Raw genomic sequence first — 24,898 nt, 5'->3', positions numbered from 1 at the left:
TCGCATAGGAAAAGGGGAACCATCATGAATCAGTACTCTCGCCGGGACATGTTGCGCCTGGGTGTGTCCGCCTCGGCCGCGTTGGCTGGCGGCGTCTTTCTGCCGGTGCGCGCGCAGGACAATCCGCTCTACGAGGCGGCGCGCAAGGAAGGAGCCCTCAACCTGTACTGGGGTTCCTATGAGCAGAAGTCCATCGAGGACATTCGCGACGCCTTCATCAAGAAGTACCCAGGCATCCAGGTCAACCTGCTGCGCCAGGGTTCGCAAACGGTCTATACCCGGTTGCGCCTGGAGCTGCAGAACAACGCCGCCAACTGCGATTCGCTCGGCACCACCAATCTGCTGCACTACACCGAACTGAAGAAGATCAATGCCTTGATGGCGTACCGGCCGGCGGGAGCCGAGCATCTGCCCGAGGCCTTTCGCGGCCTGGACCCGGACAACACCTTCCACGTCGGCGCGATCAGCATCACGTCGATCAACTTCCAATCGCAGAAGGTGCCCAATCCGCCCGAAAGCTGGCAGGCGCTGCTGGATCCCGCCTGGGCCGGCAAGATCACGGTCGGGAGCCCGGCGTCTTCGGGCGACGTGGCGCATTGGGCGCTGGCCATGCGCCTGAAGTATGGCGACGATTTCTTCAAGAGATTCGCCGCCCAGAAGCCGAAAGTCGGCCAATCCAACGTCGACACCGTTACCGATATCCTGGCGGGCGAGCGCGTGGTGGGCGCCGCCGCGCCGTTCAGCTATTCGCTGACGCAGAAGGCGGCCGGACAGCCGGTGGACGTCAAGGTGCCCACCGACGATGCCATTCTCAACCTCGGACTGACCGCCATCCCCGCCAAGGCGCCGCACCCCAACGCAGCCAAGCTGTTCACGGATTTCCTGTATTCGACCGAGGTGTCGCAGATCCTGGCGCGCAACTACTGGCCCACGTTGCGCACGGACGTGCCCTGGGCCGAAGGCCGCAGCCTGGAGTCCTTGAAGTGGTTCCGCAATCCGACCGAGGATCTGACCAAGCAGATCAATGACACGATTGCCTTGTGGCGCTCGACGGTCGGTTGAGCGCGCAGGGGAAGAAACAGGGGAATCCATGTCTGTCGCAATGACCGAAAAACCCGCCGTAGCGCGGGAGCCGCGTGCCGGGCGTCATGCGCTGCCAGCCATCGCCGTCACCGTGCTGGTGGCGGCGGCGCTGGCGCTGCTGGTCCTGCAGCCGGTGGGCATCATCGCGCTCAACAGCTGGCGCGATGACCTGACCGGGCAATGGTCGCTGGTGAACTACCTGCGCATATTCACCACGCCCAACCTGATCGAGCCCATGCTCAATTCGCTGGTGCTGGCCGGCAGCACGGCGGTGATCGCCACGGCGCTGGGCGTGCCCATGGCGTGGCTGGTGTCGCGCACGGATATGCCCGGGCGCGGCCTGGTCCGCGTGCTGGTGCTGGCGGCGTTCATCACGCCGTCCTTCATCGGCGCGCTGGGGTGGATACTGTTGGCGGCGCCCAACTCGGGTTGGCTCAACGTCTGGCTGAGGCAGTGGCTGGGCGGGGACTCCCCCTTGAATATCTACTCGATGTGGGGGGCGGTCTTCGTGTGCGCCGTCTATACGGTGCCGTTCACATTCACCATCGTCGCCACCGCGCTCGACGAGATGGCCGTGGAGCTGGAGGACGCCTCGGCCATGCTGGGCGGGGGCATCCTGCGGACCATGCGCAGCGTCACCCTGCCGTTGGTCATGCCTGCCATCGTGGCCGGTTTCATCCTGTCCTTTATCCAGGGCATGACGCTCTTTGGCGTTCCCGCGTTCCTGTTGACGCCGGCGCGCGTCCCGGTGGTCACGACCAAGCTGGCCGAGTTCTACCAGATGTTCCCGCCGGAGCTCAACCTGGCCGCGGCCTACTGCATGCCGTTGCTCCTGATGACCGGTGGCCTGTTCTTCGTGCGTCGGCGCATTCTCGGCCGCCGGCAGTACGTCATGATAGGCGGCAAGGCGCGCGGATCGCGGCTGGTCGGCCTGGGCCGCTGGCGCTGGCCAGCCCTGCTGGGCGCGTTGCTGGTGCCCGCGGTGACTGTGTTCCTGCCGTATGCGTCGCTGACGCTGGTGTCGCTCAGCAAGGCCTGGGGCCAGGGACCCTCGTGGGACAACCTGACGCTGCACTGGTATCGGTGGGCGGTGCTGGACAATCCGCAGACCCAGTCGGCCATCGTCAATTCCCTGCTTTATGCCACCGTGGCGGCGACGGTCTGCCTGCTGCTGGGCGTGGTGGTGGCCTACATGGTCGAGCGCAAGCTGTTTCGCGGCGCCTGGGCGCTGGGCGCCACGGCGTCCGTGCCCATCATCATTCCGGGCATCGTGCTGTCGGTGGGGTTCTTCTCGGCCTTCACCCAGCCGTTCTATGGCCTCTATGGAACGGGCGCGTTGCTGGTGCTGGCTTTCGTGGCGACGTTCCTGCCAATTGCCTATTCGCACGGCGGCGCCATCATCAAGACCATCAGTCCCGATCTGGAGCGGGCTTCGCGCATCCTGGGCGCGGGGCAGGTCGGCACGTTCGGCCGCATCACGCTGCCGCTCATGAAGCCCGGCCTGGTGTCGGGGTGGATGCTGGTGTTCATCCCGGTGATGCGCGAGCTGTCGGTGGCGGTATTCCTGATCACCCCGCAGACCAACGTCATGACCACGCTTATCTACAACTACAAGGACGGCGGCAACTACGAAGCCGTCTGCGCCACCAGCAACGTGCTGTTGCTGGGCACCATCCTGATTGTCATGCTGGGCCGCCTGCTGACCGGCCTTGCCCGTCGCCGCGGCGCGGCGCCCGTTACCGCCGGAGTCACGTCGTGAAGGCAATACGCATCGAAGGTCTTACCAAGCACTATGGCGCGCATCAGGTTCTGCGCGGCATCGATCTGGAACTGGCTCAAGGCGAGCTGCTGGCCTTGCTCGGCCCCTCGGGCTGCGGCAAGTCGACCACCCTGCAAATGCTCGCGGGCTTTGACCAGCCGACCGACGGCCAGATATGGATCGGCGATCGCCAGGTTTCGGGCGCCGGCGTCACGGTGCCGCCCGAGCGGCGCAATATCTCGCTGGTGTTCCAGAACTACGCCGTATGGCCGCACATGACGGTCTTCGAGAACGTCGCGTATGGCCTGCAGGTGCGCAAGGTGGCTCGCGCGGAACTCGAGCGGCGGGTCAGGCGCGCGCTCGACACGGTGCGCCTCACGGCGCTCGCGCAACGCTATCCGTCGGAGCTCTCCGGCGGGCAGCAGCAGCGGGTTGCGCTGGCGCGGGCGCTGGTCGTCGAGCCCGACATCCTCCTGCTGGACGAACCCCTGTCCAATCTCGATGCGCACCTGCGCGAGGAGATGCGCTACGAGATCCGCCAGGTGCATGATCTTCTGGGCCTTACCACGGTCTATGTCACGCATGACCAGGGCGAAGCACTGGTCACCGCCGACAAGATCGCCGTCATGCAGTCCGGGCAGGTGCAGCAGTTCGACAGCCCGGTCAATGTGTTCTCGCGGCCGGCCAATACGTTTGTCGCCTCGTTCATCGGCACCAACAACGAGCTGCACGGCCAGCTTGCCGAACCAGGGGTCTTGCGGGTCGGGGACAGGGTCCTGCGCGGCGACGATCGCAGCCAGGCCGGCGCCGGCGGCGCGGCCTGCCTGTGCATCCGGCCCTCGGCCGTCAAGCTGGGCGCCGCGCCCGGCGCCAATACGCTCGGCGGCACCGTGACGCGGGTCGCGTATCTGGGCGAGTACCGCGACGTCCAGGTCGAGCTGGCGACGGGCCAGCTCGTGCGCGCCTACGTCGACCCGTACTCGACGCTGGAGCCGGGCCAGCGCGTCGAGGTGCATCTGCCCGTCGAGCATTGCCAGATTCTGAGCGTCACCACTTCCTAGGAGTCAGTCTTGAGCAGTCATACGTCCATGGTTCACAGCGAGGTCAGGGGGGGCGCGCTGTGGATATTGTTTGACCGGCCGGCGGCGCGAAACGCCATGACGGCCGAGATGGAGCACGCCATCCTGGCCCTGTGCGAGTCGGTCGCCCATCGTCCGGAAATCAAGGCGGTCGTGTTCAGCGGCGCTCCTGCCAGCAAGCCGGCTTTCATGGCCGGCGCCGACTTCGGGGCGCTGCAGACGGCCACGACGGCCGAAGAGTTCGTTGCGCTGGAGCGCGGCAGCGAGGCCTTGCTCGAGGCCATCGAGGGCATGCGAGTGCCGACCATCGCCGCCATGGCGGGCGCATGCGTCGGAGGCGGGGCCTTGCTTGCGCTGTGCTGCGATATCCGTATCGCCACGCCGTCGCTGAAGTTCGGTTTCCCGATTGCGCGCACGGTGGGCAACTGCCTGAGCGTGAAGAACTACGCCCGCCTGGCGGAGAACCTGGGGGCGCAACGGGTACGGGACATGGTGTTTTCCGCGTCCCTGCTTACGGCCGATGCCTTGCTGCACGCGGGCGCCATCAGGGAGGTCGTCCCGGAAGACGCGCTGCATGGCCGGGCCCAGGAGATCGCCGCCCAGGTCATGACGCTGGCCCCGCTGACGCTCTGGGCCACCAGGACGTCGCTGCTGCGCCTGCGCGACAAGGCCGTGGCCGCCATTGCGGACGACGACATCCTGTCCGCCTGCTATATGTCGTCCGACTTCCAGGAGGGCGTGCGTGCCTTCATGGAGAAGCGCGCGCCGGCCTGGACCGGAGCGTAAGCGCAGGCATCGCAGCAACCCCGCATGCTGCGCCGGCCGCAGGTTCCTGTCCCCGCCGGGACAGGAACCTGCGGACGACGATGCGGAGAGCGCAAAAAAAAGGCCCCCACGCTGCGCCCGCTATGCGGGCTTGCTGCCCCCCGAGGGGGCTTTTTTGCCTTGGGGCGGCCCGGCGGCAAAAAAAGGCCCCCACGCTGCGCCCGCTATGCGGGCTTGCTGCCCCCCGAGGGGGCTTTTTTGCCTTGGGGCGGCCCGGCGGCAAAAAAAAAGCTCCCTGAGGGAGCTTGAAAAAGCCGGATTGGCGCAGCGGTCCAACCCGGCGGGGGATGGTTGTCAGGCGTTGATGTCGTTGTCCTTGGTTTCGCGTACGAACAGCGTACCGATGACCAGGGTCATGACAGCGATGATGATCGGATACCACAGGCCGTCGTAGATGTTGCCTGTTGCCGCCACCACCGCGAAGGCCACCGGAGGCAGGAAGCCGCCGAACCAGCCGTTGCCGATGTGATAGGGCAGGCTCATCGAGGTGTAGCGGATGCGGGTGGGGAACATCTCCACCAGCATGGCCGCGATCGGGCCGTACACCATGGTGACGTAGATCACCAGCAGCGTCAGCAGCACGACCACCATGAAGGAGTTGGTCTGGGCCGGATCAGCCTTGGCTGGATAGCCATGGCTGCGGATCGCCGCGGTCAGCGCCTTGTCCAGTTCGGCGGCCTTGGCCTTGAACTCGGCGGGCGCCAGGCCCTTGCCGTCGAACGATGCGAACTCGTCGTTGCCGATCATGACCTTGGCGACCGAGCCGGCCGCGGCGGCCTGGTTCTCGTAGTTCACCGAGTTGCGCGCCATGAACGACTTGACCACGTCGCAGGAGCTGGTGAACGAGGCCGTGCCCACCGGGTTGAACTGGAACGAGCAGGTGCCGGGGTCGGCGATCACGGTGACCGGCGCGGTGGCCTGGGCCTTTTCCAGCGCCGGGTTGGCGTAGTGCGTCAGGCCCTTGAAGATGGGGAAGTAGGTCAGCGCCGCGATCAGGCAGCCCGCCATGATGATGGGCTTGCGGCCGATCCGGTCCGACAGGGCGCCGAATATCACGAAGAACGGCGTGCCCACCAGCAGGGCAATCGCGATCATGATGTTGGCGGTGTTGGAATCGATCTTCAGCGACTGCGTCAGGAAGAAGAGCGCGTAGAACTGGCCGGTGTACCACACCACGGCCTGGCCGGCGGTCAGGCCCAGCAGCGCCAGGATCACCACCTTCAGGTTGCGCCATTGGCCGAACGATTCCGCGATGGGCGCCTTCGAACCCTTGCCTTCTTCCTTCATGCGCTTGAAGGTCGGCGACTCATTGAGCTGCAGGCGGATCCACACCGAGATGCCGAGCAGCACCACCGAGATCAGGAACGGAATGCGCCAGCCCCAGTCCTTGAACGCTTCTTCGCCCATGAAGGTGCGCACGCCCAGGATCACCAGCAGCGACAGGAACAGGCCCAGCGTTGCGGTGGTCTGGATCCAGCTGGTGTAGAAGCCGCGGCGGCCGTGCGGCGCGTGCTCGGCCACGTAGGTGGCGGCGCCGCCGTATTCTCCGCCCAGTGCCAGGCCTTGCAGCAGGCGCAGGATGATGAGGATGGCGGGCGCGGCGATGCCGATGCTGGCGTAGCTGGGCAGCACGCCGACCAGGAAGGTCGACAGGCCCATGATGACGATGGTGATCAGGAAGGTGTACTTGCGGCCTACCAGGTCGCCCAGGCGGCCGAACACCAGGGCGCCGAACGGACGCACCGCGAAGCCCGCCGCGAAGGCCAGCAGCGCGAAGATGAAGGCCGCGGTGGGATTGACGCCGGAGAAGAAGTGCTGCGCGATGATGGCCGCGAGCGAACCGTAGAGGTAGAAGTCGTACCACTCGAAAACCGTGCCGAGCGACGACGCGAAGATCACGCGCCGCTCCTCGCGGGTCATGGGGCGCGGTTGCGCCGACGGGCTTTGGCCCGATAGGGTTGCTGTGCTCATGTTGTCTCCTCGTATTAGGCCAGTGGTGTGCCACCGTGCTCTGCACCCTCCGCCGGCCGCGCCGACATCGAGCTATGAACAAGGTAGGGCTCCAGGCTGACGAGGTTCTGACGTAACCCTTACCTGAATCTTAAATTTGAAACAATGTGTAATTTCATGCGCGGGGCGGTCCGGACCGCCGGGCCGGCTGGCGGCTACAGCGCGCCGGGCAGGGGGAAGCGCACCTGGATGCGGGTGCCGGGCAGGTCCGAATAGGGCGTGGGGTGATCGTCGATGACGACTTCCGCCTGGTGTTTCTGGGCGATCTCGCGCACGATGGCCAGCCCCAGGCCGCTGCCGTCGGACGCGGTGCCCAGCACGCGGTAGAAGCGGTCGAAGACCCGCTCGCGCTCTTCCAGGGCGATGCCCGGCCCGGAGTCCTCGACGTCGAGGACCGCGTGGCCGTCCTGCGCGCTGACCCGCACCGTGATGTGGCCGCCGCGCGGCGTATAGCGCAGCGCATTGTCGATCAGATTGTTCAGCAGCTCGGCCAGCAGAATGGCATTGCCGCTGATGCCGACCGGATGGTCGGCGCCCTCGAAGCCGAGGTCGGTCGACAGGGCGAGCGCCTGCGGCACCCATTGCATCGTCTGTTCGTAGGCAATGGCATTGAGGTCGGTCAGCGCCTGGCCGGGCGAGTCCGGATTCTCGGCCCGCGCCAGCAGCAGCAACTGGTTGACCAGCCGGGTGGCCCGTTCGGACCCGGTGACCAACTGGCGCAGGCTGGACTGCATCTCCTCGGGGCTGGCGTCGCGCAGCGCCAGTTCGGCCTGGGTGCGCAGGCCGGCCAGGGGCGTCTTGAGCTGGTGCGCGGCGTCGGCCACGAAGCGGCGCTGGGTTTCGATGTTGGCCGACAGGCGGTCGAGCAGGTCGTTCATGGCGCCGACCAGCGGCGCGATCTCGGAAGGGGCGGCCTGTTCGTCGATGGGCGAGAGGTCGTCGGGGCGGCGCGCGCGCAGGCGCTGCTGCAGCGCGTTGAGCGGCGCCACGCCGCGCGACAGGCCAAACCACACCAGCAGCACCGCGATCGGCAGCACCACGAACTGCGGGATGATGACCCCCTTGATGATGTCGTTGGCCAGCTGGGCGCGCTTTTCAACGGTTTCGGCCACCATCACCAGGGCCGGCTGGGTGTCGGGCAGGCCGAGGTCGATCCAGGTGTAGGCCAGCCGCACGCCGAAGCCGCGCAAGGTGTCGTCGGCGTACAGGATCTCGCCCGGCCGGGGCTGGCCGACGTTGGGCGGCAGCGGCAGGGCGCGGTCGCCGCCCAGGTATTCGCCGCGGCTGCCCAGGGCCAGCCAGAACACGCTTTCGGTCTCGTCCACGCGCAGCACGTCGCGGGCGGCGTCGGTCATGCGCAACGCGGCGCGCCCGTCCACGGCGTGCACCTGGTGGCTGAGCACGTTCAGGTTGTTGGCCAGCGCACGGTCGTACGGCACGTTGGCGATGTTCTGCGCCACCACGTAGGTGATGGCCACGCTCATGGGCCACAGGAGAAACAGCGGCGCCAGCATCCAGTCGAGGATCTCGCCCAGCAGCGAGCGCTGCGGCGGCGCGAAACTCGGGCCGCGCGGCCCGCCGCGCAACGCATCCAGGGCTTCTTCGTTCAGCGGTTCGCGCGAAGCCGTTTCAGCTGGCGAGATACGAGGCACCCTGGTCCCGCTCGAGGCAATAGCCCAGACCGCGCACGGTGATGATTTTCACGCCGCTGGGCTCGAGTTTCTTGCGCAGGCGGTGCACATAGACTTCGATGGCGTTGGTGCTGACCTCCTCGCCCCATTCGCAGAGGTGGTCGACCAGTTGCGTCTTGCTGACCATGCGGCCGCTGCGCGCCAGCAGGATTTCCAGCAGGCTGACCTCGCGCGCGGACAGGTCCAGGGTCTGATCGTCGACCGTGGCGATGCGGCCCGTCTGGTCGAACACCAGGCGGCCGTGCCGCACGATGGTCGCGCCGCCGCCGGCGCCGCGCCGCGTCAAGGCGCGCACGCGGGCCTCGAGTTCGGACAGCGCGAACGGTTTGGCCATGTAGTCGTCGGCGCCGAGGTCCAGGCCCTTGACACGCTGCTCGATGCTGTCGGCGGCCGTGAGGATCAGCACCGGCAGTACGGAATTGCGGGCGCGCAGCCTGCGCAGCACCTCCAGCCCGGGCAGGTGGGGCAGGCCGAGATCGAGGATCAGCAGGTCGAAGGGCTGGACGGCCAGCGCCGAATCGGCGGCCAGTCCGTCGCGCACGGCGTCGACCGCATAGCCGTTGTGCCGCAGCGAGCGGGACAGGCCGTCGGCCAGGATGCTGTCGTCTTCGGCTATCAGGATACGCATGCGTGCAACATCGGCGGAACCGCCAGCGGGCGCTGGCTACGCCGGCCATTCTGGCACAGGGGACGGGGCTTGCCCACTCAGGGTATACGTGGAAATATATGGCACACTGGATTTTTATCCAGTACAATCCAATGCCATAATCGCCAACGTTCGAGTTTTCTCCAGGCTCTTTTTCTCCGGCTAGACAACGGCTGCCCGCTTCGCACCCCCGCGGGCACCGCCTCAATACAGGACTTTACATGGACGATAAAACCAGCAAGGCCGCCGCGGCCGAGAAAGCCAAGGCGCTGGCCGCCGCGCTGTCGCAGATCGAAAAGCAGTTCGGCAAGGGCTCGATCATGCGCTATGGCGACAACGAGGTCGAACACGACATCCAGGTCGTGTCCACCGGTTCGCTGGGCCTGGACATCGCGCTGGGCGTCGGCGGCCTGCCGCGCGGCCGCGTGATCGAGATCTACGGCCCCGAATCGTCCGGCAAGACCACGCTCACGCTGCAGGTCATCGCCGAAATGCAGAAGCTGGGCGGCACCTGCGCATTCGTCGACGCCGAACACGCGCTGGACGTGCAGTACGCCTCCAAGCTGGGCGTCAACCTGACCGACCTGCTGATCTCCCAGCCGGACACGGGCGAGCAGGCCCTCGAGATCACCGACGCGCTGGTGCGCTCGGGCTCGGTCGACCTGATCGTCATCGACTCGGTCGCGGCGCTGGTGCCCAAGGCCGAAATCGAGGGCGAGATGGGCGACTCCCTGCCGGGCCTGCAGGCCCGCCTGATGAGCCAGGCGCTGCGCAAGCTGACGGCCACCATCAAGCGCACCAACTGCATGGTCATCTTCATCAACCAGATCCGCATGAAGATCGGCGTGATGTTCGGCAACCCGGAAACCACCACCGGCGGCAACGCGCTCAAGTTCTATTCCTCGGTGCGCCTGGACATCCGCCGCATCGGCTCCATCAAGAAGGGCGACGAGGTGGTCGGCAACGAAACCCGCGTCAAGGTGGTCAAGAACAAGGTGGCGCCGCCGTTCAAGCAGGCCGAGTTCGACATCATGTATGGCAGCGGCATCTCGCGCGAGGGCGAAATCATCGACCTGGGCGTGCAGGCCAATGTGGTCGACAAGTCCGGCGCCTGGTACAGCTACAGCGGCAATCGCATCGGCCAGGGCAAGGACAATGTGCGCGAGTACCTGAAAGAGCACAAGGAAATGGCCATCGAGATCGAAAACAAGGTGCGCGAAAACCAGGGTATTGTCAGCCGCGCCGCCACCTTCCCGGCCAGCGAGGCCGAAGACGGCGAATAAGCCGTCAGGCTTGCATCAACGTCCAGCCCGGCATGGCGACTTTCAACCGCCGTCCGCCTTCCGCCGCCCGAGCCGGGCGGCGGAGCGCAAATCCCGACGATGAGTTCGAGACACTGGCCCAACCGCCTGATGACGCGCCGCCGCCGCGCCCGGGCCGGACGCTGAAGGCGCGCGCGGTCGGCTATCTGTCGCGGCGCGAATACTCGCGCCTCGAGCTGGCGCGCAAGCTGCAGCCCTACGCCGAAGAGGGCGATGACATCGAGGCGGTGCTCGATGACCTGCAGCGCGAGGGCTGGTTGTCGAATGCGCGCTTTGCCCAAAGCCTGGCGCATCGGCGCGCGCCGCGCCAGGGCGCTTCGCGCATTGTCCAGGAGCTGAAGCAACAGGGCGTGGCCGACGACCAGGTCGCCGAATTGCGCGAACAGCTGCGCGCCACCGAATACGAACGCGCGCTGGCCGTCTGGCGGAAGCGCTTTGGCGAAAAGCCCGCCGATCGCGCCGCGTATGCGCGGCAGGCCCGCTTCCTGGCGGGCCGTGGCTTCGCCCATGACGTCATCCGCCGCATTCTGGGCGGCGGCGACGACGAACTCGATTGAACGACGCCGCTTCGTGCCGGCCTGGCTTGCGATGCAGGCCGGTCTGCCCGGGGCGTGGCTGCGGCGCGTTCGATCAGGCGGGCAGGCCCTTGGCCGCCTTGATGCCGCTGAGCGTCTTGAAGCAAACGTCGCGGGCAATCGTCAAGAATTCATCGATATAGGAACTGTCGCTGTCTTCCGTGCGCACCGCGGCGTAGAGGGTGGGCCAGACGCCCTGCGGCCCGAGATGGCACACACGCAGCCAGCCCTGGCCCAGGTATTCGGTCAGCGCCCAGTTGGGCAAGGCCGCCACGCCCCGATTGCTGGCAACCAGTTGCGCAATGATGGGCGTGAGTTCGGCGCGGCGGATCGCGGCGGGTTCGATATCGGCCGGATCCAGGAACCCCGTGAAAATATCCAGGCGCTGGCGGTCCACCGGGTAGGTGATCAGCGTCTGGTCGGCCAGTTGTTCCGGCATCACGTGGCGGCTGGCGGCCAGCGGGTTCGATTCGGCGACCGCCAGCACCAGCTCGTACTTGAACAGCGGCAGATACGTGACGGCTTCGAGCGCCTGGGGATCGGACGTGATGACCAGGTCCAGGTCGCCGCGCACCAGCGCGGGCAGGGGCGCGAACGAGAAGGCGGCCGACAGGTCCAGCGCCACGTCCGGCCATTGCCCGCGAAAAGCGTCCAGCGCCGGCATCAACCACTGGAAGCACGAGTGGCATTCGATCGCCAGGTGCAGCCGTCCGGTGCGCCCGGCTGCCAGGCGTTGCAACTCGCGTTCGGTGGCGCGCAGCCGGGGCAGCACCTCGTCGGCCAGGGCGAGCACGCGCAGTCCCGCGGTGGTCAGGCGGGCCGGCCGCGTGCGGCGGTTGAGCAGCGGCGTGCCCAGGCGGGTTTCCAGGTCGCGCAGTTGATGCGAGAGCGCGGACTGGGTCAGGTGCAGGCGCTCGGCGGCTTCCTGCAGGCTGCCGCCATCGCGGATGGCGGCCAGGGTTTCGAGATGGCGGATTTCGAGCATGGCGGTAAAGGCGGTCGCGGCCTGGAGGAGTCAATCGTTGCCGTCGGTATTACATGAATAATACTCAACTTATGAATGTAGAGTTTGATTTTGATTCATGTGTTGATGATCGCACAATAGCGGCCTGACTTGAATAACTTTTGTGAAAGGCCGGTATTGCCATGACTATTATTCATAATCTGGGTTTTCCGCGCATCGGCGCCCAGCGCGAACTCAAGCGCGCTGTCGAAGCCTATTGGGCGGGCCGCCAGACCGCCGAGGCATTGCATGAGACCGGCCGCGCCTTGCGCGCGGCCCATTGGCAGCGCCAGGCCGCCGCCGGGGTGGCGTTCGTGCCGGTGGGCGATTTTGCATGGTATGACCACATCCTGGAGTGGACCACGCTGCTGGGCGCCGTGCCGGCGCGCTTCGGCCATCCCGAAGGCAAGCCGGTGGACCTGGATACCCTGTTTCGCATGGGCCGCGGGCGCGCGCCCAGCGGCAAACCGGCAGCCGCCTGCGAAATGACCAAGTGGTTCGACACCAACTACCACTATATCGTCCCGGAACTGACGCCCGGACAGACCTTCCGCGTCGCCCGCGAAGACCTGTTCGAGCAGGTCAGGGAGGCCCAGGCGCTGGGGCATCGCGTCAAGCCGGTCATCCCGGGGCCGCTGACGTGGCTGTGGCTGGGCAAGGGCGACGCCTTCGCGCAGGGGGCCGGCGATATCGGCAAGCTGCAGTTGCTCGACGCCTTGCTGCCAGTCTACGGCGAAGTGCTCGAGCGCCTGGCGGGCCTGGGCGTCGAATGGGTGCAGATCGACGAGCCGGCGCTGGTGCTGGACCTGCCGCAGGCCTGGCGCGATGCCTACCGGGCGGTGTATGACAAGCTGGCGGCCAGCCCGGTCAAGCTGCTGCTGGCCACTTATTTCGATGGCCTGAAGGACAACCTGGCGACCGCCCTGGCGCTGCCGGTGGCCGGCCTGCACGTGGACCTGGTGCGCGCACCCGGCCAGTTGAACGACGTGGCAAGCGGGCTGCGCCCCGGCCAAGTGCTGTCGGCTGGCGTGATCAACGGCCGCAATATCTGGCGCACCGACCTGGATGCGGCGCTCGCGACGCTGGCACCGGTGCGCGAGCAATTGCAGGAACGCCTGTGGCTGGCGCCGTCATGCTCGCTGTTGCATGTGCCGGTGGACCTGGCCGGGGAAACCGAGCTCGACGCCGAATTGCTGGGCTGGCTCTCGTTCGCCGTCCAGAAGCTGGACGAGCTGTCCCTGCTGGGCAAGGCGCTGGGCGGCGATGCCGACCCGGCGGTGCAGCAAGGGCTGGCCGCGCAGCGCGCCGCCCTGCAGGCGCGCCGCCAGTCGCCTCGCATCCACAACCCGGCCGTGGCGCAACGCATGGCTGGCCAGGCCGGGGTGTCGCGCGAGCGTGCGCCGTTCGGCCAGCGGATCGCGCGCCAGCAAAGCGAGCTGCGGCTGCCGGCCTTTCCCACCACCACGATCGGTTCCTTTCCGCAGACCGCCGAAATCCGCGCCCTGCGGCGTGACTGGAAGTCCGGCGCGCTGACGGATTCGGCATACGAGAACGCCATTCGCAAGGAGATCGAGGAAGTCATCCGCTTCCAGGAGAAGGTGGGCCTGGACGTGCTGGTGCATGGCGAGCCCGAGCGCAATGACATGGTGGAGTACTTCGGCGAGTTGCTGGCCGGATTTGCCTTCACCAAGAACGGTTGGGTACAGAGCTACGGCTCGCGCTGCGTCAAGCCGCCCATCATCTTCGGCGACGTCGCCCGGCCCGCCCCCATGACGGTGGGCTGGTCCGCCTACGCGCAATCGCTGACCGACAAGCCGGTCAAGGGCATGCTGACCGGGCCAGTCACGATCCTGCAGTGGTCGTTCGTGCGCGACGACCAGCCGCGCGAAGCCACTTGCCGCCAATTGGCGCTGGCCCTGCGCGACGAGGTGGTGGACCTGGAGGCCGCCGGCATCCGCGTGATCCAGATCGACGAGCCGGCCATCCGCGAAGGGCTGCCGCTGCGCCGGGCCGACTGGCGCGCCTACCTGGACTGGGCGGTCGATTGCTTCCGCCTGTCGACCGCCGGCGTGGGCGAGGCGACGCAGATCCATACCCATATGTGCTATTCCGAGTTCAACGACATCATCGAGTCGATCGCGGCCATGGACGCCGACGTGATCACCATCGAGACGTCGCGTTCCAACATGGAGCTGCTCAAGGCGTTCGAGGATTTCCACTACCCCAATGACATCGGGCCCGGCGTGTATGACATCCATTCTCCCAACGTGCCGGAGGTGGACTGGATGGTGGCGCTGATGCGCAAGGCCGCCGCGCGCCTGCCCAGGGAGCGCCTGTGGGTCAATCCGGACTGCGGCCTGAAGACGCGCGCCTGGCCCGAGACCGAGGCCGCCCTGGTCGGTATGGTGCAGGCGGCCCGCACGCTGCGCGCTGCCTGACGGCGGGTCGTCCATATCCGTCCCCTTGCGGTGCCGCCCGGGGGGGCTGCCCTCCCGGAGGGGCAGCCCCCCCCCCCGGGCGACGCGCTTGAAATTTGTGCGGCGCGTGGCCCGGCAGGCGGGGCGGCGCGGGCCGCGTCGCCGGCAATCGGCTGCGTTATACTTCCCAGGATTTGCTGCCTTGCGTCAAAATCGCGCCCAGCAGGTTCAACCATGCCATTGCCACCGCCGGATACCCCTCGCCAGCCCCTGCACACGCGTTCGATACGCGTGCAGTCTTATGGGCGCGAGGACGGCCTGTGGGATCTCGAAGCCGAGCTGATCGATTACAAGGGCTACGATTTTCCCAAGCGCGGCGGCCAGCTTTTCAAGGCCGGCGAATTCATCCATCACATGCACTTGCGCATTACGATCGACGAGGCGTATACCATCATTGCGGCACAGGCCGTCTATGATGCGGCCCCGTACGACGGCGTGTGCACGAACATCGAACAAGCCTATCGCGACCTGGTCGGAATGAACCTGCTCAAGGGGTTTCGCCGCCAGGTCAAGGAGCGCTTCGGTCATATCGCGGGCTGTACGCACATGACCGAGCTTTCGCAGGTGCTGCCGACAGCCGCCGTCCAGTCCATGGCCGGCCGGCGCCGTCAGAACAGCAACCCAGACAAGCGCCCGTTCCAGCTTGGCGGTTGCCATGCCCTGCGCACCGACGGTCCGGTCGTGCAGGAGCACTACCCCAAATGGTATACGGGCGCCAACGCCGGGTCGTCGGCCGATACGTCTTCCGATTCACCCTCTTTCTCTCATACGTCCTGACAGGTATCACATGAAAATCCACGAGTATCAAGGCAAGGAACTGCTGAAGCAGTTTGGCGTGACCGTGCCGCGCGGGATCCCCGCTTTTTCCGTAGACGAGGCCGTGGCTGCCGCTGAAAAGCTGGGTGGGCCGGTCTGGGTCGTCAAGGCGCAGATCCACGCGGGTGGCCGTGGCAAGGGCGGTGGCGTCAAGCTGGGGCGTTCGATCGACGAAGTGCGCCAGCTGTCGTCGGAGATCCTCGGCATGCAGCTGGTCACGCACCAGACCGGCCCGCAAGGCCAGAAAGTGCGCCGCCTGCTGATCGAAGAGGGCGCGGACATCAAGAAGGAATACTACGTCGGCATCGTGACCGACCGTGGCACGCAGCGCGTGTGCGTCATGGCTTCCAGCGAAGGCGGCATGGACATCGAGGAAGTGGCCGCGCACAGCCCGGAGAAGATCCTGAAGGTCTTCGTTGATCCGGCCGCCGGCCTGACCGACGCCGAAGCCGCCGAACTGGCGCGCGGCATCGGCGTGCCCGAGGCCTCCGTGGGCAAGGCCGCCGCCGAATTCCAGAAGCTGTACAAGGCGTACTGGGACACCGACGCCTCGCTGGCTGAAATCAACCCCCTGATCCTGACCGGCAGCGGCGACATCATCGCCCTGGACGCCAAGTTCAACTTCGATTCGAACGCGCTGTTCCGCCACCCCGAAATCGTGGCCTACCGCGACCTGGACGAAGAAGACCCGGCCGAAATCGAGGCCAGCAAGTTCGACCTGGCCTATATCCAGCTCGACGGCAACATCGGCTGCCTGGTCAACGGCGCCGGCCTGGCCATGGCCACCATGGACACCATCAAGCTGTTCGGCGGCGAGCCGGCCAACTTCCTGGACGTCGGCGGCGGCGCCACGGCCGAGAAGGTTACCGAAGCATTCAAGATCATGCTCAAGAACAAGAGCGTGAAGGCGATTCTGGTCAACATCTTCGGCGGCATCATGCGCTGCGACGTGATCGCCGAAGGCGTGATCACGGCGTGCAAGGCGGTCAACCTGAATGTGCCGCTGGTCGTGCGCATGAAGGGCACCAACGAAGAGCTCGGCAAGAAAATGCTGGCCGAGTCGGGCTTGCCGATCATCAGCGCCGACACGATGGCCGAAGCGGCCACCAAAGTCGTTGCCGCCGTCAAATAAAAATTGCCAAGGATTTACAAATGTCGATTCTGATCAACAAGGACACCAAAGTCATCACCCAGGGCATCACGGGCAAGACGGGTCAGTTCCATACCCGCATGTGCCGCGAGTACGCCAACGGCAAGGCCGCCTTCGTGGCCGGCGTGAACCCCAAGAAGGCCGGTGAGGATTTCGAAGGCGTGCCCATCTACGCCAACGTCAAGGACGCCAAGGCGGACACCGGCGCTACCGTGTCGGTGATCTACGTGCCGCCGGCGGGCGCCGCCGCCGCGATCTGGGAAGCCGTCGAGGCCGAACTGGACCTGGTGATCTGCATTACCGAAGGCATTCCCGTGCGCGACATGCTGGAAGTGAAGAACCGCATGCAGGCCATGAACAGCAAGACGCTGCTGCTGGGCCCGAACTGCCCCGGCCTGATCACGCCCGACGAAATCAAGATCGGGATCATGCCCGGCCACATCCACCGCAAGGGCCGCATCGGCATCGTCAGCCGCTCGGGCACGCTGACCTACGAAGCCGTGGCGCAAGTCACCGAACTCGGCCTGGGCCAGTCCAGCGCCGTGGGCATCGGCGGCGATCCCATCAACGGCCTGAAGCACGTCGACGTGCTCAAGCTGTTCAATGACGATCCCGACACCGACGCCGTCATCATGATCGGCGAGATCGGCGGTCCGGACGAAGTCAACGCCGCGCAGTGGGCCAAGGACAACATGAAGAAGCCCGTGGTGGGCTTCATCGCCGGCGTCACCGCGCCTGCCGGCAAGCGCATGGGCCATGCCGGCGCCCTGATCTCGGGCGGCGCCGATACGGCCGATGCCAAGCTGGAAGTGATGGAAGCGTGCGGTATCCGTACCACGCGCAACCCGTCGGAAATGGGCAAGCTGCTCAAGTCGGTGCTGTAATCACGCACCGGACAGCCCGCCTGTCCCAGGACGGCCCGCGATCGCGGGCCGTTTTTTTTGCCGCCGGGCCGCCCCAAGGCAAAAAGCCCCCTCGGGGGGCAGCAAGCCCGCAGAGCGGGCGCAGCGTGGGGGTCTTTTTTGCCGCCGGGCCGCCCCAAGGCAAAAAGCCCCCTCGGGGGGCAGCAAGCCCGCATAGCGGGCGCAGCGTGGGGGTCTTTTTTGCCGCCGGGCCGCCCCAAGGCAAAAAGCCCCCTCGCGGGGGGCAGCAAGCCCGCAGAGCGGGCGCAGCGTGGGGGCCTTTTTTTGCCGCCGGGCCGCCCCAAGGCAAAAAGCCCCCTCGGGGGGCAGCAAGCCCGCACAGCGGGCGCAGCGTGGGGGCCGTTTTTGCATGCCGCGATAGATTGAAAGCGAAATGAAAGAATATTGAAAGTGAATTGAAAAGAGGGGAATCCACGCGAACCTATAATCAAGCGCGAGGGGCTTTTCGATTTGCCTGTCCATCCACGCACCAAGAATGCCGCCAGGGCTCGCCTGGTCGAAGGCGGCCACGCGTGTCCCGTGTTTGTTCAATCCTAGGGGATCATCACTAGGAAAGAGAGGAATGGAACTTAGTTCTGCGGCGTTCTGGATCGCCTTGCTCCAGATTATTTGGGTAAACATACTGCTATCGGGAGACAACGCCGTGGTGATCGCGCTGGCGGCGCGCTCGCTACCCCCGCACCAGCAGAAGAAGGCCATCGTGATCGGGTCGGCCGCGGCCATCGTGATGCGTATCGTGCTGACGCTGGTGGCCGCCAAGTTGCTGCTGCTGCCGTGGCTGAAGCTGATCGGGGCCTTGCTGCTGGTCTATATCGGCGTGTCGCTGCTGCTGCCCGAGGGCGAGGACGACGGCGCGGAAAAGGGCCATGGCTCGCTGGTCACCGCGATCCGGACCATCATGATCGCCGACTTGGTCATGAGCCTGGACAATGTGGTGGCGGTGGCCGCCGCGGCCATGGGCGACACCACGCTGCTGGTGCTGGGCCTGGCCATCAGCATCCCGCTGGTCATATTCGGTAGTGCGCTGTTGCTCAAGGTGATCGAGCGTTTTCCCATCATCGTCTGGGTGGGGGCGGCGCTGCTGGGTTTCATCGCCGGCGAACTGCTGGTGGGCGATCCGGCGCTGCAAGAGCCGGTGGCGCGGATCGACGCCATGCTGGGCGTCACACAGCACGATTTCGCGCTGATGGTGGGCGCAATTGGTGCAATCCTGGTGCTGGCGCTGGGTAAAATTTTCCTGGCCAGGCAACGGGCCTGACGCAAAGCTGAACTACAATAGCGGGCTGTTCGCGCCCCGCCATCAGGCGGGGCTGACCAGCCCGTTTTCTTTTGGCCGCGTTTTGCCACGGCGAGGCTGACGGCGGTCTTCCCGGTATTTACCCGGTTTTTACAAATAACGCCTGTTGGGGGTTCCAAGTGCTTGAGTTTTTCCAGACGCTGAGTTGGGCGGCAGTCTTCCAGATCATCCTCATCGACATCCTGCTGGGTGGCGACAACGCGGTCGTGATCGCGCTGGCGTGTCGAAATCTCGCGCCCAAGCAGCGCATGCAAGGCATCCTGTGGGGGACGGCCGGCGCCATCATCCTGCGCGTGGTGCTGATCGCCTTCGCGCTGACGCTGCTGAACATCCCGTTCCTGAAGGTCGTGGGCGGCCTGCTGCTGGTCTGGATCGGCGTCAAGCTGCTGGTGCCCGAGGACGAAGGGCACGACAGCATCAAGGGCGGCACCTCCATCGTCGCCGCGGTCAAGACCATCATCATCGCCGACTTCGTGATGAGCCTGGACAACGTCATCGCCATTGCCGGCGCGGCGCAGAACGCCCATGCCGACCATCAGATCGGCCTGGTGATCTTCGGCCTGGTGGTCAGCGTGCCCATCATCATCTGGGGCAGCACCCTGGTGCTCAAGCTGATCGACCGCTTCCCCATGGTCGTCACCTTCGGCGCGGCGCTGCTGGGCTGGATCGCCGGCGGCATGCTGATTACCGACGTGTTTGTCGTGCGTCAATTCGGCGAACAGCCCAGCGCGGTTAAAATCGGCGTAGAAATTGCCGGCGCGCTGCTCGTCGTTATCCTCGGGCGGTGGCTGGCAAGCCGTAAAACCGCTTCCAAGGAATCCGTCAATGAGTCTGCGTAAGACTTCCAACCCCCAGCAAACCGAATCGGGCCTGAGCCTGCTGCAAGGCCTGTTCGTGCTGGCCATCCTGGGGGTGGTGGCATCGGTCATCGTCTCCAGCTTTCTCTGACGCCCTGACGTGGCCGCCGTAGAACGCCTGACCATCGCCACCCGCGCCAGCCGGCTTGCCTTGTGGCAGGCCGAGCATGTGCGCGATCTGCTGCGCGCGCGCTATCCCGCGTGCACCGTCGAGTTGCTGACGCTGACCACGCGCGGCGACCAGATCCTGGACCGCACCCTCTCCAAGGTCGGCGGCAAGGGGCTGTTCGTCAAGGAGCTCGAAACCGCCTTGCTCGACGGCCGCGCCGATCTCGCGGTGCATTCGCTCAAGGATGTGCCGGTGGACCTGCAGGCGCCCTTCGAACTGAGCTGCGTGCTCGAGCGCGCCGATCCGCGCGATGCGTTCGTCTCCAACAATTACGGCAGCCTGGCCGACCTGCCGCACGGGGCGGTGGTCGGCACCTCCAGCCTGCGGCGCGAGTCGCAGATCCGTGCCCGCTATCCGCACCTGGCCGTCAAGCCATTGCGGGGCAATCTCGATACGCGCCTGGGCAAGCTGGACAACGGCGACTACGCCGCCATCGTGCTGGCCGCGGCCGGCCTGGAGCGCCTGGGCCTGGCCGCGCGCATCCGCGCGCTGCTGGAGCCGGCCGACAGCCTGCCCGCGGCCGGACAGGGCGCGCTGGGCATCGAAATCCTGCAGGACCGCGCCGATGTGCGCGCCATGCTGGCGCCGCTGGGCGACGCCGCCACCCAGGCCTGCGTGACCGCCGAGCGGGCGGTTTCGCGCATGCTGGGCGGATCGTGCCAGGTGCCGCTGGCGGCCTATGCCCGCATCGAGGGCGATGAGCTTGCCTTGCGCGCGCTGGTCGCCGCGCCCGACGGCCGCCGCATCGTGCGGGCCGAGCGCCGCGGCCCGAGCGGCCAGGCGCAGGCCATCGGCGAGGCGGCCGCGCGCGACATGCTGGCCGGCGGCGCCGACGCAATACTGGCCGAATTGCTGCCAACCTCGCCCGCGCCTTGACAGGGCGGTCGGGCCCTTGCGGGGGCTTGCCTATGTCGCAGATCGCCATCCTGACACGGCCGCAAGGCCGCAACGGTGCGCTTGCCCGACGCTTGCGCGATGCCGGCTGGCAGACTCTTTGCCTGCCGGCCCTGCGCATCGAGCCGTTGCCGCCCGAAAACGGCGTGGTGCCGCTGCCGCGCGACTATGACCTGGTGGTGTTTGTCAGCGGCAACGCGGCCCGCCTGTACCTGGAGCAATTGCGGGCGCGGGGCCAGCTGCCATGGCCGGCCGGCGCGCTCGCGGCCACCGTGGGCCCGGCGAGCGCCCGCGCCCTGCTGGAATCGGGCCATTTTGGCGCCGATACAACAGTTTTGCACCCCGCGGAATCTGCGCCTACCCACGATTCGGAAGCCTTGTGGGCCTTGTTGCGGGCGCGCCCGGTATTGCCGCGCCGCGCGCTGCTGGTACGCGGCACGCAGGGGCGCGACTGGCTGGCCGATCGCCTGGCCGCGGCCGGCGTGGAGGTCAGCCGCCACGCCGTCTACCGCCGCCTGCCAGCGCCCTGGGCGCAGGAGGAGCGCCAGCGCCTGCGCGACTGGGCCCGGGCGGGCGAGCGCCCGACCTGGCTGCTTACCAGCGGCGAGGGCATCGACGCGCTGGTCCAGGGCCTGCGCGAGGAGCAATTGCTGGACTGGTGGCTGCAAGGCCGTTTCGTCGTCACGCACCCCGTGCTGGCCGAACGCCTGCGGGTGCTGGCCGGTGGCGGGGCCGGTGCGCCAATGGTAAAAAACTGCATGCCTGCCGATGAGGCGATCTTCGCGACATTTGTTGCGGCTTGAATCGTCGTTACATGCCATCACCGAATACAATCGCGTCATGACAGACAACACCTCCGCTACTCCGCCCGGCACCGTACCGGGTACGCCGGGCACGGCCGCCGCCGACGAGGCCGTCGCGAGCAAGCCGCGCAAGGGCAAGAGCGTAAACAGTACGCTCGTTACCGCGCTTATCATCGTCATCCTGCTGGCCGTCGGCCTGGGGTGGGCCGCGTGGCTGCAGCGCAAGCAATTCGTCAGCGCCGGCCAGGAAGTGGCCGCCCGTCTCAACACGCTAGGCGCCGAACTGACGCAATCGCGCAACGACATGCGCGAGGCGCTCGCGCTGGCGCAGGCGCAATCGGGCAAGGTTGCCGAACTCGAAGGCAAGGTGCGCGAAGCGCAAAGCCAGTACAGCGCGCTGCAGCAGGCGCTGCAGAACCTCAACGATGGCGCCAGCGACGAAATGCTGGCCAACGACATCGAGCGCCTGATCACCATCGCCAGCCAGCAGCTGCGCCTGGCCGGCAATGTCAGCAATGCCATCGTCGCCCTGGAAACGGCCCAGGCTCGCCTGGCGCGCGCCGACCGGCCGCGCTTTGCCAGCCTGCAGCAAAGCATCAACGGCGACCTGGACCGCCTGCGCGCGGTCGGCGTGGTCGACATCGCGGCGCAATCGGCCCGCATCGATCGCCTGGTGGCCCTGGTGGGCAGGGCGCCGTTGCTGGTGCCCGACGCAGCCGCGCCCGGCGTGGCCGCCGTACCGCAGGCGAACGAGGTCGTGCCGCCCAGCGTCGATCCTGGCGCCGACCTGCCGGCGGACGCCGCCTGGTGGCAGCGCTGGCAGGCCGAGATCGCCTCCTGGCCGGGCCGCGCCGGCAGCGCGCTGGCTCACGAGCTGGGGGACCTGATCCGCGTGCAGCGCGTCGATCAACCCACGGCGCTGCTGCTTTCGCCCGAACAGGCCGGCCAGCTGCGTTCCACGTTGCGCCAGCGCCTGCTCACGGCGCAGCTGTCCATGCTGATGCGCCAGCCCACCGTCTGGAAGAGCGAGCTGGACGCGGTGGCCGCGACCCTGGCCCAGTATTTCGATGGCAAGGCGCCCGATACCGTCGCCGCGCTGGCGCTGGCCCGCGAACTGGGACAGGTCGAGATCGCGGTGCGCGTCCCGGATGTGGCCGACAGCCTCAACGGCATCGCGGCCCTGCGCGCGGCCGGCTTCAACGCCGACGGGCAACAGGACTGACGCATGCGTACCTGGTTCTGGACTCTATTGTTGGCCGTCGTCGCGGTGGCGCTGGCCGTCGTGCTGCGCGCCCACGCGGGCAACGTCTTGCTGCTGGTCTGGCCGTGGCGTATCGAGTTGTCCCTGACGCTGACGGTATTGCTGCTGGTGGCCGCCTTCATCACGCTGTATGTCGGCCTGCGCCTGCTGGCCTGGCTGGTGGCCATTCCCGATCGCCTGCGCGCCTGGCGCGGCCGCCGTGCCCAGGAACGCGATCACGAGCTGCTCGAGCGCGGCTGGATCGGCCTGCTGGAAGGGCGTTTCGCGCAGGCCGAGAAGGACCTGTCGAAGCTGTTCGAGCAGACCAGGGTGCGCAGCCGCCGTGTACTGGCGGCGCTGTCGGGCGCACGCGCGGCGCATAACCTGGGCGAATACGAACGCCGGGATCGCATGCTGGAGTCCGCCCGCGAACAGGCGGGCGAGGATGCCGGGCTGCAGGAAGCCACCGCCACGGTATCGGCCGACATGCTGCTGGACCAGGGGCGCGCCCAGCAGGCGCTGGACCTGCTGGAGCCGTTGCAGGACGGCGGCGCGCGCCATCTGCACACGATGCGCCTGCTGCTGCGCGCCGAAACGGTCTTGCAGCATCACGAGCGCGTCTTCACGCTGGCGCGCGGCCTGTCGCGCCGCAACGCCATCGGCAAGGCCGAGGCCGAACAACTGATCGACAACGCGGGCGCCGCGCGCCTGCGCGCGGGCATGGCGGTGGACCAATGGCGGCCCATCTGGAAAGACCTCAAGAGCGACGAGCGCCTGTTGCCTAACATCGCGCTGGCCGGCGCCGCCGCGTTCGAGGGTGCGGGCGAGGCCAACGAGGCCGCGCGCATTCTCGAGGCCGCGGTGGCGGTCAAGTTCAACCCCGCGCTGGTGGCCGCCTATGCGCGCTGCGACGCCGCCCAGGTACCGCACCGCCTGGCCAAGGCCGAGACCTGGCTGCAACAGCGTCCGACCGATACCGACCTGCTGACGGCGCTGGGCCTGTTGTGCCTGAACGGACAGCTGTGGGGGCAGGCGGAACGCTACCTGCAACGCAGCGTCAGCCGGCGCAACGATCCGCAGGCGCATGCCTTGCTGGGCAGCCTGTACGACAGGCTGGACCGGCCCGCCGACGCGGCGCGCCATTGGCGCCAGGCTACCGCGGCCCGCGTTGCGCTGCCGGTGCTGGCGGCCGACATCGCGCTGCCGGCCGCCGACACCAAGGCCGACCCTGCATGGCTGGACGCCGAGCGCGAGTACGTGCCCCACGTGTCGGAATACACCGCGCCCATCGTCGCCGAAGCGCCGCCCGAGGCCGAGCCGGGCCCGGTCGATTATGTGCTGGATCCGGACGCGCGCGCAGCGGGCGAACAGGAACCCGCTGCCGTTGCGCCCGAAGCCGTCAGCGTGCCGCCGCGCACCGCCATCGATATCGAAGACTACTTCGACAGCGCGCCCATTCCCGCGGCCGCCATCGAGGCGCCGGTCTCGAGCTATCGCACCGGCGGCGACGCCGAGCAGGCGGTCAAGCCCGGCGCGGCCGGCTCAGAGCCCGGCCCGGCATCTGGCGGCAAAGCCTGATTTCATTTTCATCAAGACAAGGCCAATCATGAGTCTAGATCGTGTCGCTCCTGGCAAGAAGCTGCCGGACGATTTCAACGTCATCATCGAAATCCCCATGAACGCCGACCCGGTCAAATACGAGGTCGACAAGGAGTCCGGCGCGATTTTCGTCGACCGCTTCATGCTGACGGCCATGCACTACCCGTGCAACTACGGCTACATCCCGCAAACGCTGTCGGAAGACGGCGATCCGGCTGATGTGCTGGTTCTCACCCCGTTCCCGATCCAGATCGGTGCCGTGGTGCGCTGCCGCGCCATCGGCGTGCTGGAGATGGATGACGAGTCGGGCGGCGACGCCAAGCTGCTGGCGGTGCCCATCGAAAAGCTGTATCCCCCGTACCGCAACATCAAGTCCTACGAGGACCTGCCGGCCGAAGACGTCAGCCGCATCCAGCATTTCTTCGAGCACTACAAGGATCTGGAAAAGGGCAAGTGGGTCAAGGTCAAGGGCTGGAAGGGCGTGGACGCCGCGCACGAGGAAATCGTGCGCAGCGCCGAGCGCTACGCCAAGGGCCAGGCCTGAGATTGATCGGCCGCCACGGGCGGCGGCGGCGCGCAGGCGAGGGCGGACGGCCACTTGCCTGCGCGCCGTTTTGCGTTGTGCGCCAGGCCGGCCGGGCGCGGCGCGCGCCGAGCGAGCCTGAAGCGTATAAACTCGC

The 24,898-nt window shown here is 66.9% G+C and carries 22 protein-coding genes; 18 read left to right on the top strand and 4 right to left on the bottom strand.

The genetic code is table 11. The features are described 5' to 3' along the window. Window positions 1–24: 24 nt before the first annotated feature. Genes CAL11_RS14005 through CAL11_RS13990 form a run of 4 tightly spaced genes read left to right on the top strand, consistent with a single transcriptional unit; the run spans window position 25 to window position 4,707 of the window. Window positions 25–1,062, top strand: coding sequence for an ABC transporter substrate-binding protein (locus CAL11_RS14005; RefSeq protein ID WP_086093280.1), 1,038 nt, complete (start codon window positions 25–27; stop codon window positions 1,060–1,062). A gap of 28 nt (window positions 1,063–1,090) precedes the next feature. Then, window positions 1,091–2,842 (top strand): ABC transporter permease, encoded by a 1,752-nt coding sequence (locus tag CAL11_RS14000; protein ID WP_033463699.1) that lies wholly within the window; start codon window positions 1,091–1,093, stop codon window positions 2,840–2,842. Next, entirely contained in the window at window positions 2,839–3,903 is a 1,065-nt protein-coding gene (locus tag CAL11_RS13995; RefSeq protein WP_086093279.1) for an ABC transporter ATP-binding protein, read from the top strand. Before CAL11_RS14000 ends, CAL11_RS13995 begins: the two co-directional genes overlap by 4 nt. 27 nt (window positions 3,904–3,930) lie before the next feature. Continuing rightward, entirely contained in the window at window positions 3,931–4,707 is a 777-nt protein-coding gene (locus CAL11_RS13990) for an enoyl-CoA hydratase/isomerase family protein (RefSeq protein ID WP_033463705.1), read from the top strand. Between the two features lie 333 nt (window positions 4,708–5,040). Here the strand turns inward: CAL11_RS13990 and CAL11_RS13985 are convergent, their stop codons facing one another. From CAL11_RS13985 to CAL11_RS13975, 3 genes are all read right to left on the bottom strand, one after another. After that, window positions 5,041–6,717, bottom strand: coding sequence for an MFS transporter (locus CAL11_RS13985; RefSeq protein WP_086093278.1), 1,677 nt, complete (start codon window positions 6,715–6,717; stop codon window positions 5,041–5,043). A gap of 194 nt (window positions 6,718–6,911) precedes the next feature. Then, on the bottom strand, window positions 6,912–8,270 hold the full coding sequence (locus CAL11_RS13980) for a sensor histidine kinase (protein WP_080699808.1): 1,359 nt from the start codon (window positions 8,268–8,270) through the stop codon (window positions 6,912–6,914). A gap of 115 nt (window positions 8,271–8,385) precedes the next feature. Further along, a complete protein-coding gene (locus CAL11_RS13975; RefSeq protein WP_003812762.1) occupies window positions 8,386–9,075 on the bottom strand; it encodes a response regulator transcription factor in 690 nt (229 codons plus the stop codon). 239 nt (window positions 9,076–9,314) lie between these two features. Here CAL11_RS13975 and recA point away from each other — a divergent pair, with 239 nt between their 5' ends. Continuing rightward, complete coding sequence (gene recA / locus CAL11_RS13970; RefSeq protein WP_033463712.1) at window positions 9,315–10,376, top strand: recombinase RecA; 1,062 nt, start codon at window positions 9,315–9,317, stop codon at window positions 10,374–10,376. 32 nt (window positions 10,377–10,408) lie between these two features. Then, window positions 10,409–10,972: a recombination regulator RecX gene (gene recX / locus CAL11_RS13965; protein ID WP_086093277.1), complete on the top strand. Its 564-nt coding sequence runs from the start codon at window positions 10,409–10,411 to the stop codon at window positions 10,970–10,972. Window positions 10,973–11,045: 73 nt separating this feature from the next. On the opposite strand, the gene CAL11_RS13960 is transcribed toward recX, so the two are convergent. Continuing rightward, window positions 11,046–11,975: a LysR family transcriptional regulator gene (locus CAL11_RS13960; protein WP_033463717.1), complete on the bottom strand. Its 930-nt coding sequence runs from the start codon at window positions 11,973–11,975 to the stop codon at window positions 11,046–11,048. 161 nt (window positions 11,976–12,136) lie between these two features. Between CAL11_RS13960 and metE the strand changes: the two genes are divergently transcribed. From metE to ppa, 12 genes are all read left to right on the top strand, one after another. After that, on the top strand, window positions 12,137–14,431 hold the full coding sequence (gene metE, locus CAL11_RS13955; protein ID WP_086093276.1) for a 5-methyltetrahydropteroyltriglutamate--homocysteine S-methyltransferase: 2,295 nt from the start codon (window positions 12,137–12,139) through the stop codon (window positions 14,429–14,431). A 213-nt stretch (window positions 14,432–14,644) separates the two neighbouring features. Next, complete coding sequence (locus CAL11_RS13950) at window positions 14,645–15,247, top strand: DUF2889 domain-containing protein (protein ID WP_086093275.1); 603 nt, start codon at window positions 14,645–14,647, stop codon at window positions 15,245–15,247. 10 nt (window positions 15,248–15,257) lie between these two features. Further along, window positions 15,258–16,418: an ADP-forming succinate--CoA ligase subunit beta gene (gene sucC, locus CAL11_RS13945; RefSeq protein WP_003812749.1), complete on the top strand. Its 1,161-nt coding sequence runs from the start codon at window positions 15,258–15,260 to the stop codon at window positions 16,416–16,418. Between the two features lie 20 nt (window positions 16,419–16,438). After that, on the top strand, window positions 16,439–17,320 hold the full coding sequence (gene sucD, locus CAL11_RS13940; RefSeq protein WP_003812748.1) for a succinate--CoA ligase subunit alpha: 882 nt from the start codon (window positions 16,439–16,441) through the stop codon (window positions 17,318–17,320). Window positions 17,321–17,921: 601 nt separating this feature from the next. Continuing rightward, the gene (locus tag CAL11_RS13935; protein ID WP_033463727.1) at window positions 17,922–18,617 is read left to right on the top strand and encodes a TerC family protein; all 696 of its coding nucleotides are present in this window, start codon (window positions 17,922–17,924) and stop codon (window positions 18,615–18,617) included. Between the two features lie 158 nt (window positions 18,618–18,775). Further along, complete coding sequence (locus CAL11_RS13930) at window positions 18,776–19,495, top strand: TerC family protein (RefSeq protein ID WP_086093274.1); 720 nt, start codon at window positions 18,776–18,778, stop codon at window positions 19,493–19,495. Next, entirely contained in the window at window positions 19,482–19,604 is a 123-nt protein-coding gene (locus CAL11_RS24610) for a hypothetical protein (RefSeq protein ID WP_033463732.1), read from the top strand. The genes CAL11_RS13930 and CAL11_RS24610 overlap by 14 nt, the downstream gene beginning before the upstream one ends. 9 nt (window positions 19,605–19,613) lie before the next feature. Then, window positions 19,614–20,558 carry a hydroxymethylbilane synthase gene (hemC, locus tag CAL11_RS13925; RefSeq protein WP_086093273.1) on the top strand — a complete coding sequence of 315 codons (945 nt, stop codon included), beginning with the start codon at window positions 19,614–19,616 and terminating at the stop codon, window positions 20,556–20,558. Between the two features lie 32 nt (window positions 20,559–20,590). Further along, window positions 20,591–21,379 (top strand): uroporphyrinogen-III synthase, encoded by a 789-nt coding sequence (locus CAL11_RS13920; protein WP_167382500.1) that lies wholly within the window; start codon window positions 20,591–20,593, stop codon window positions 21,377–21,379. 37 nt (window positions 21,380–21,416) lie between these two features. Beyond that, window positions 21,417–22,601, top strand: coding sequence for a uroporphyrinogen-III C-methyltransferase (locus tag CAL11_RS13915; RefSeq protein ID WP_086093271.1), 1,185 nt, complete (start codon window positions 21,417–21,419; stop codon window positions 22,599–22,601). Window positions 22,602–22,604: 3 nt separating this feature from the next. Further along, entirely contained in the window at window positions 22,605–24,197 is a 1,593-nt protein-coding gene (locus CAL11_RS13910) for a heme biosynthesis HemY N-terminal domain-containing protein (protein ID WP_086093270.1), read from the top strand. A gap of 28 nt (window positions 24,198–24,225) precedes the next feature. Further along, complete coding sequence (gene ppa, locus CAL11_RS13905; protein WP_003812734.1) at window positions 24,226–24,762, top strand: inorganic diphosphatase; 537 nt, start codon at window positions 24,226–24,228, stop codon at window positions 24,760–24,762. Window positions 24,763–24,898: the final 136 nt, after the last annotated feature.

The sequence above is a fragment of the Bordetella genomosp. 6 genome, from assembly GCF_002119705.1.
In the GTDB taxonomy this organism is placed as follows: domain Bacteria; phylum Pseudomonadota; class Gammaproteobacteria; order Burkholderiales; family Burkholderiaceae_B; genus Bordetella; species Bordetella bronchiseptica_F.
The sequence above is the reverse complement of the archived record's forward strand: the minus strand, read 5'-3'. Positions and strand labels throughout refer to the sequence as shown.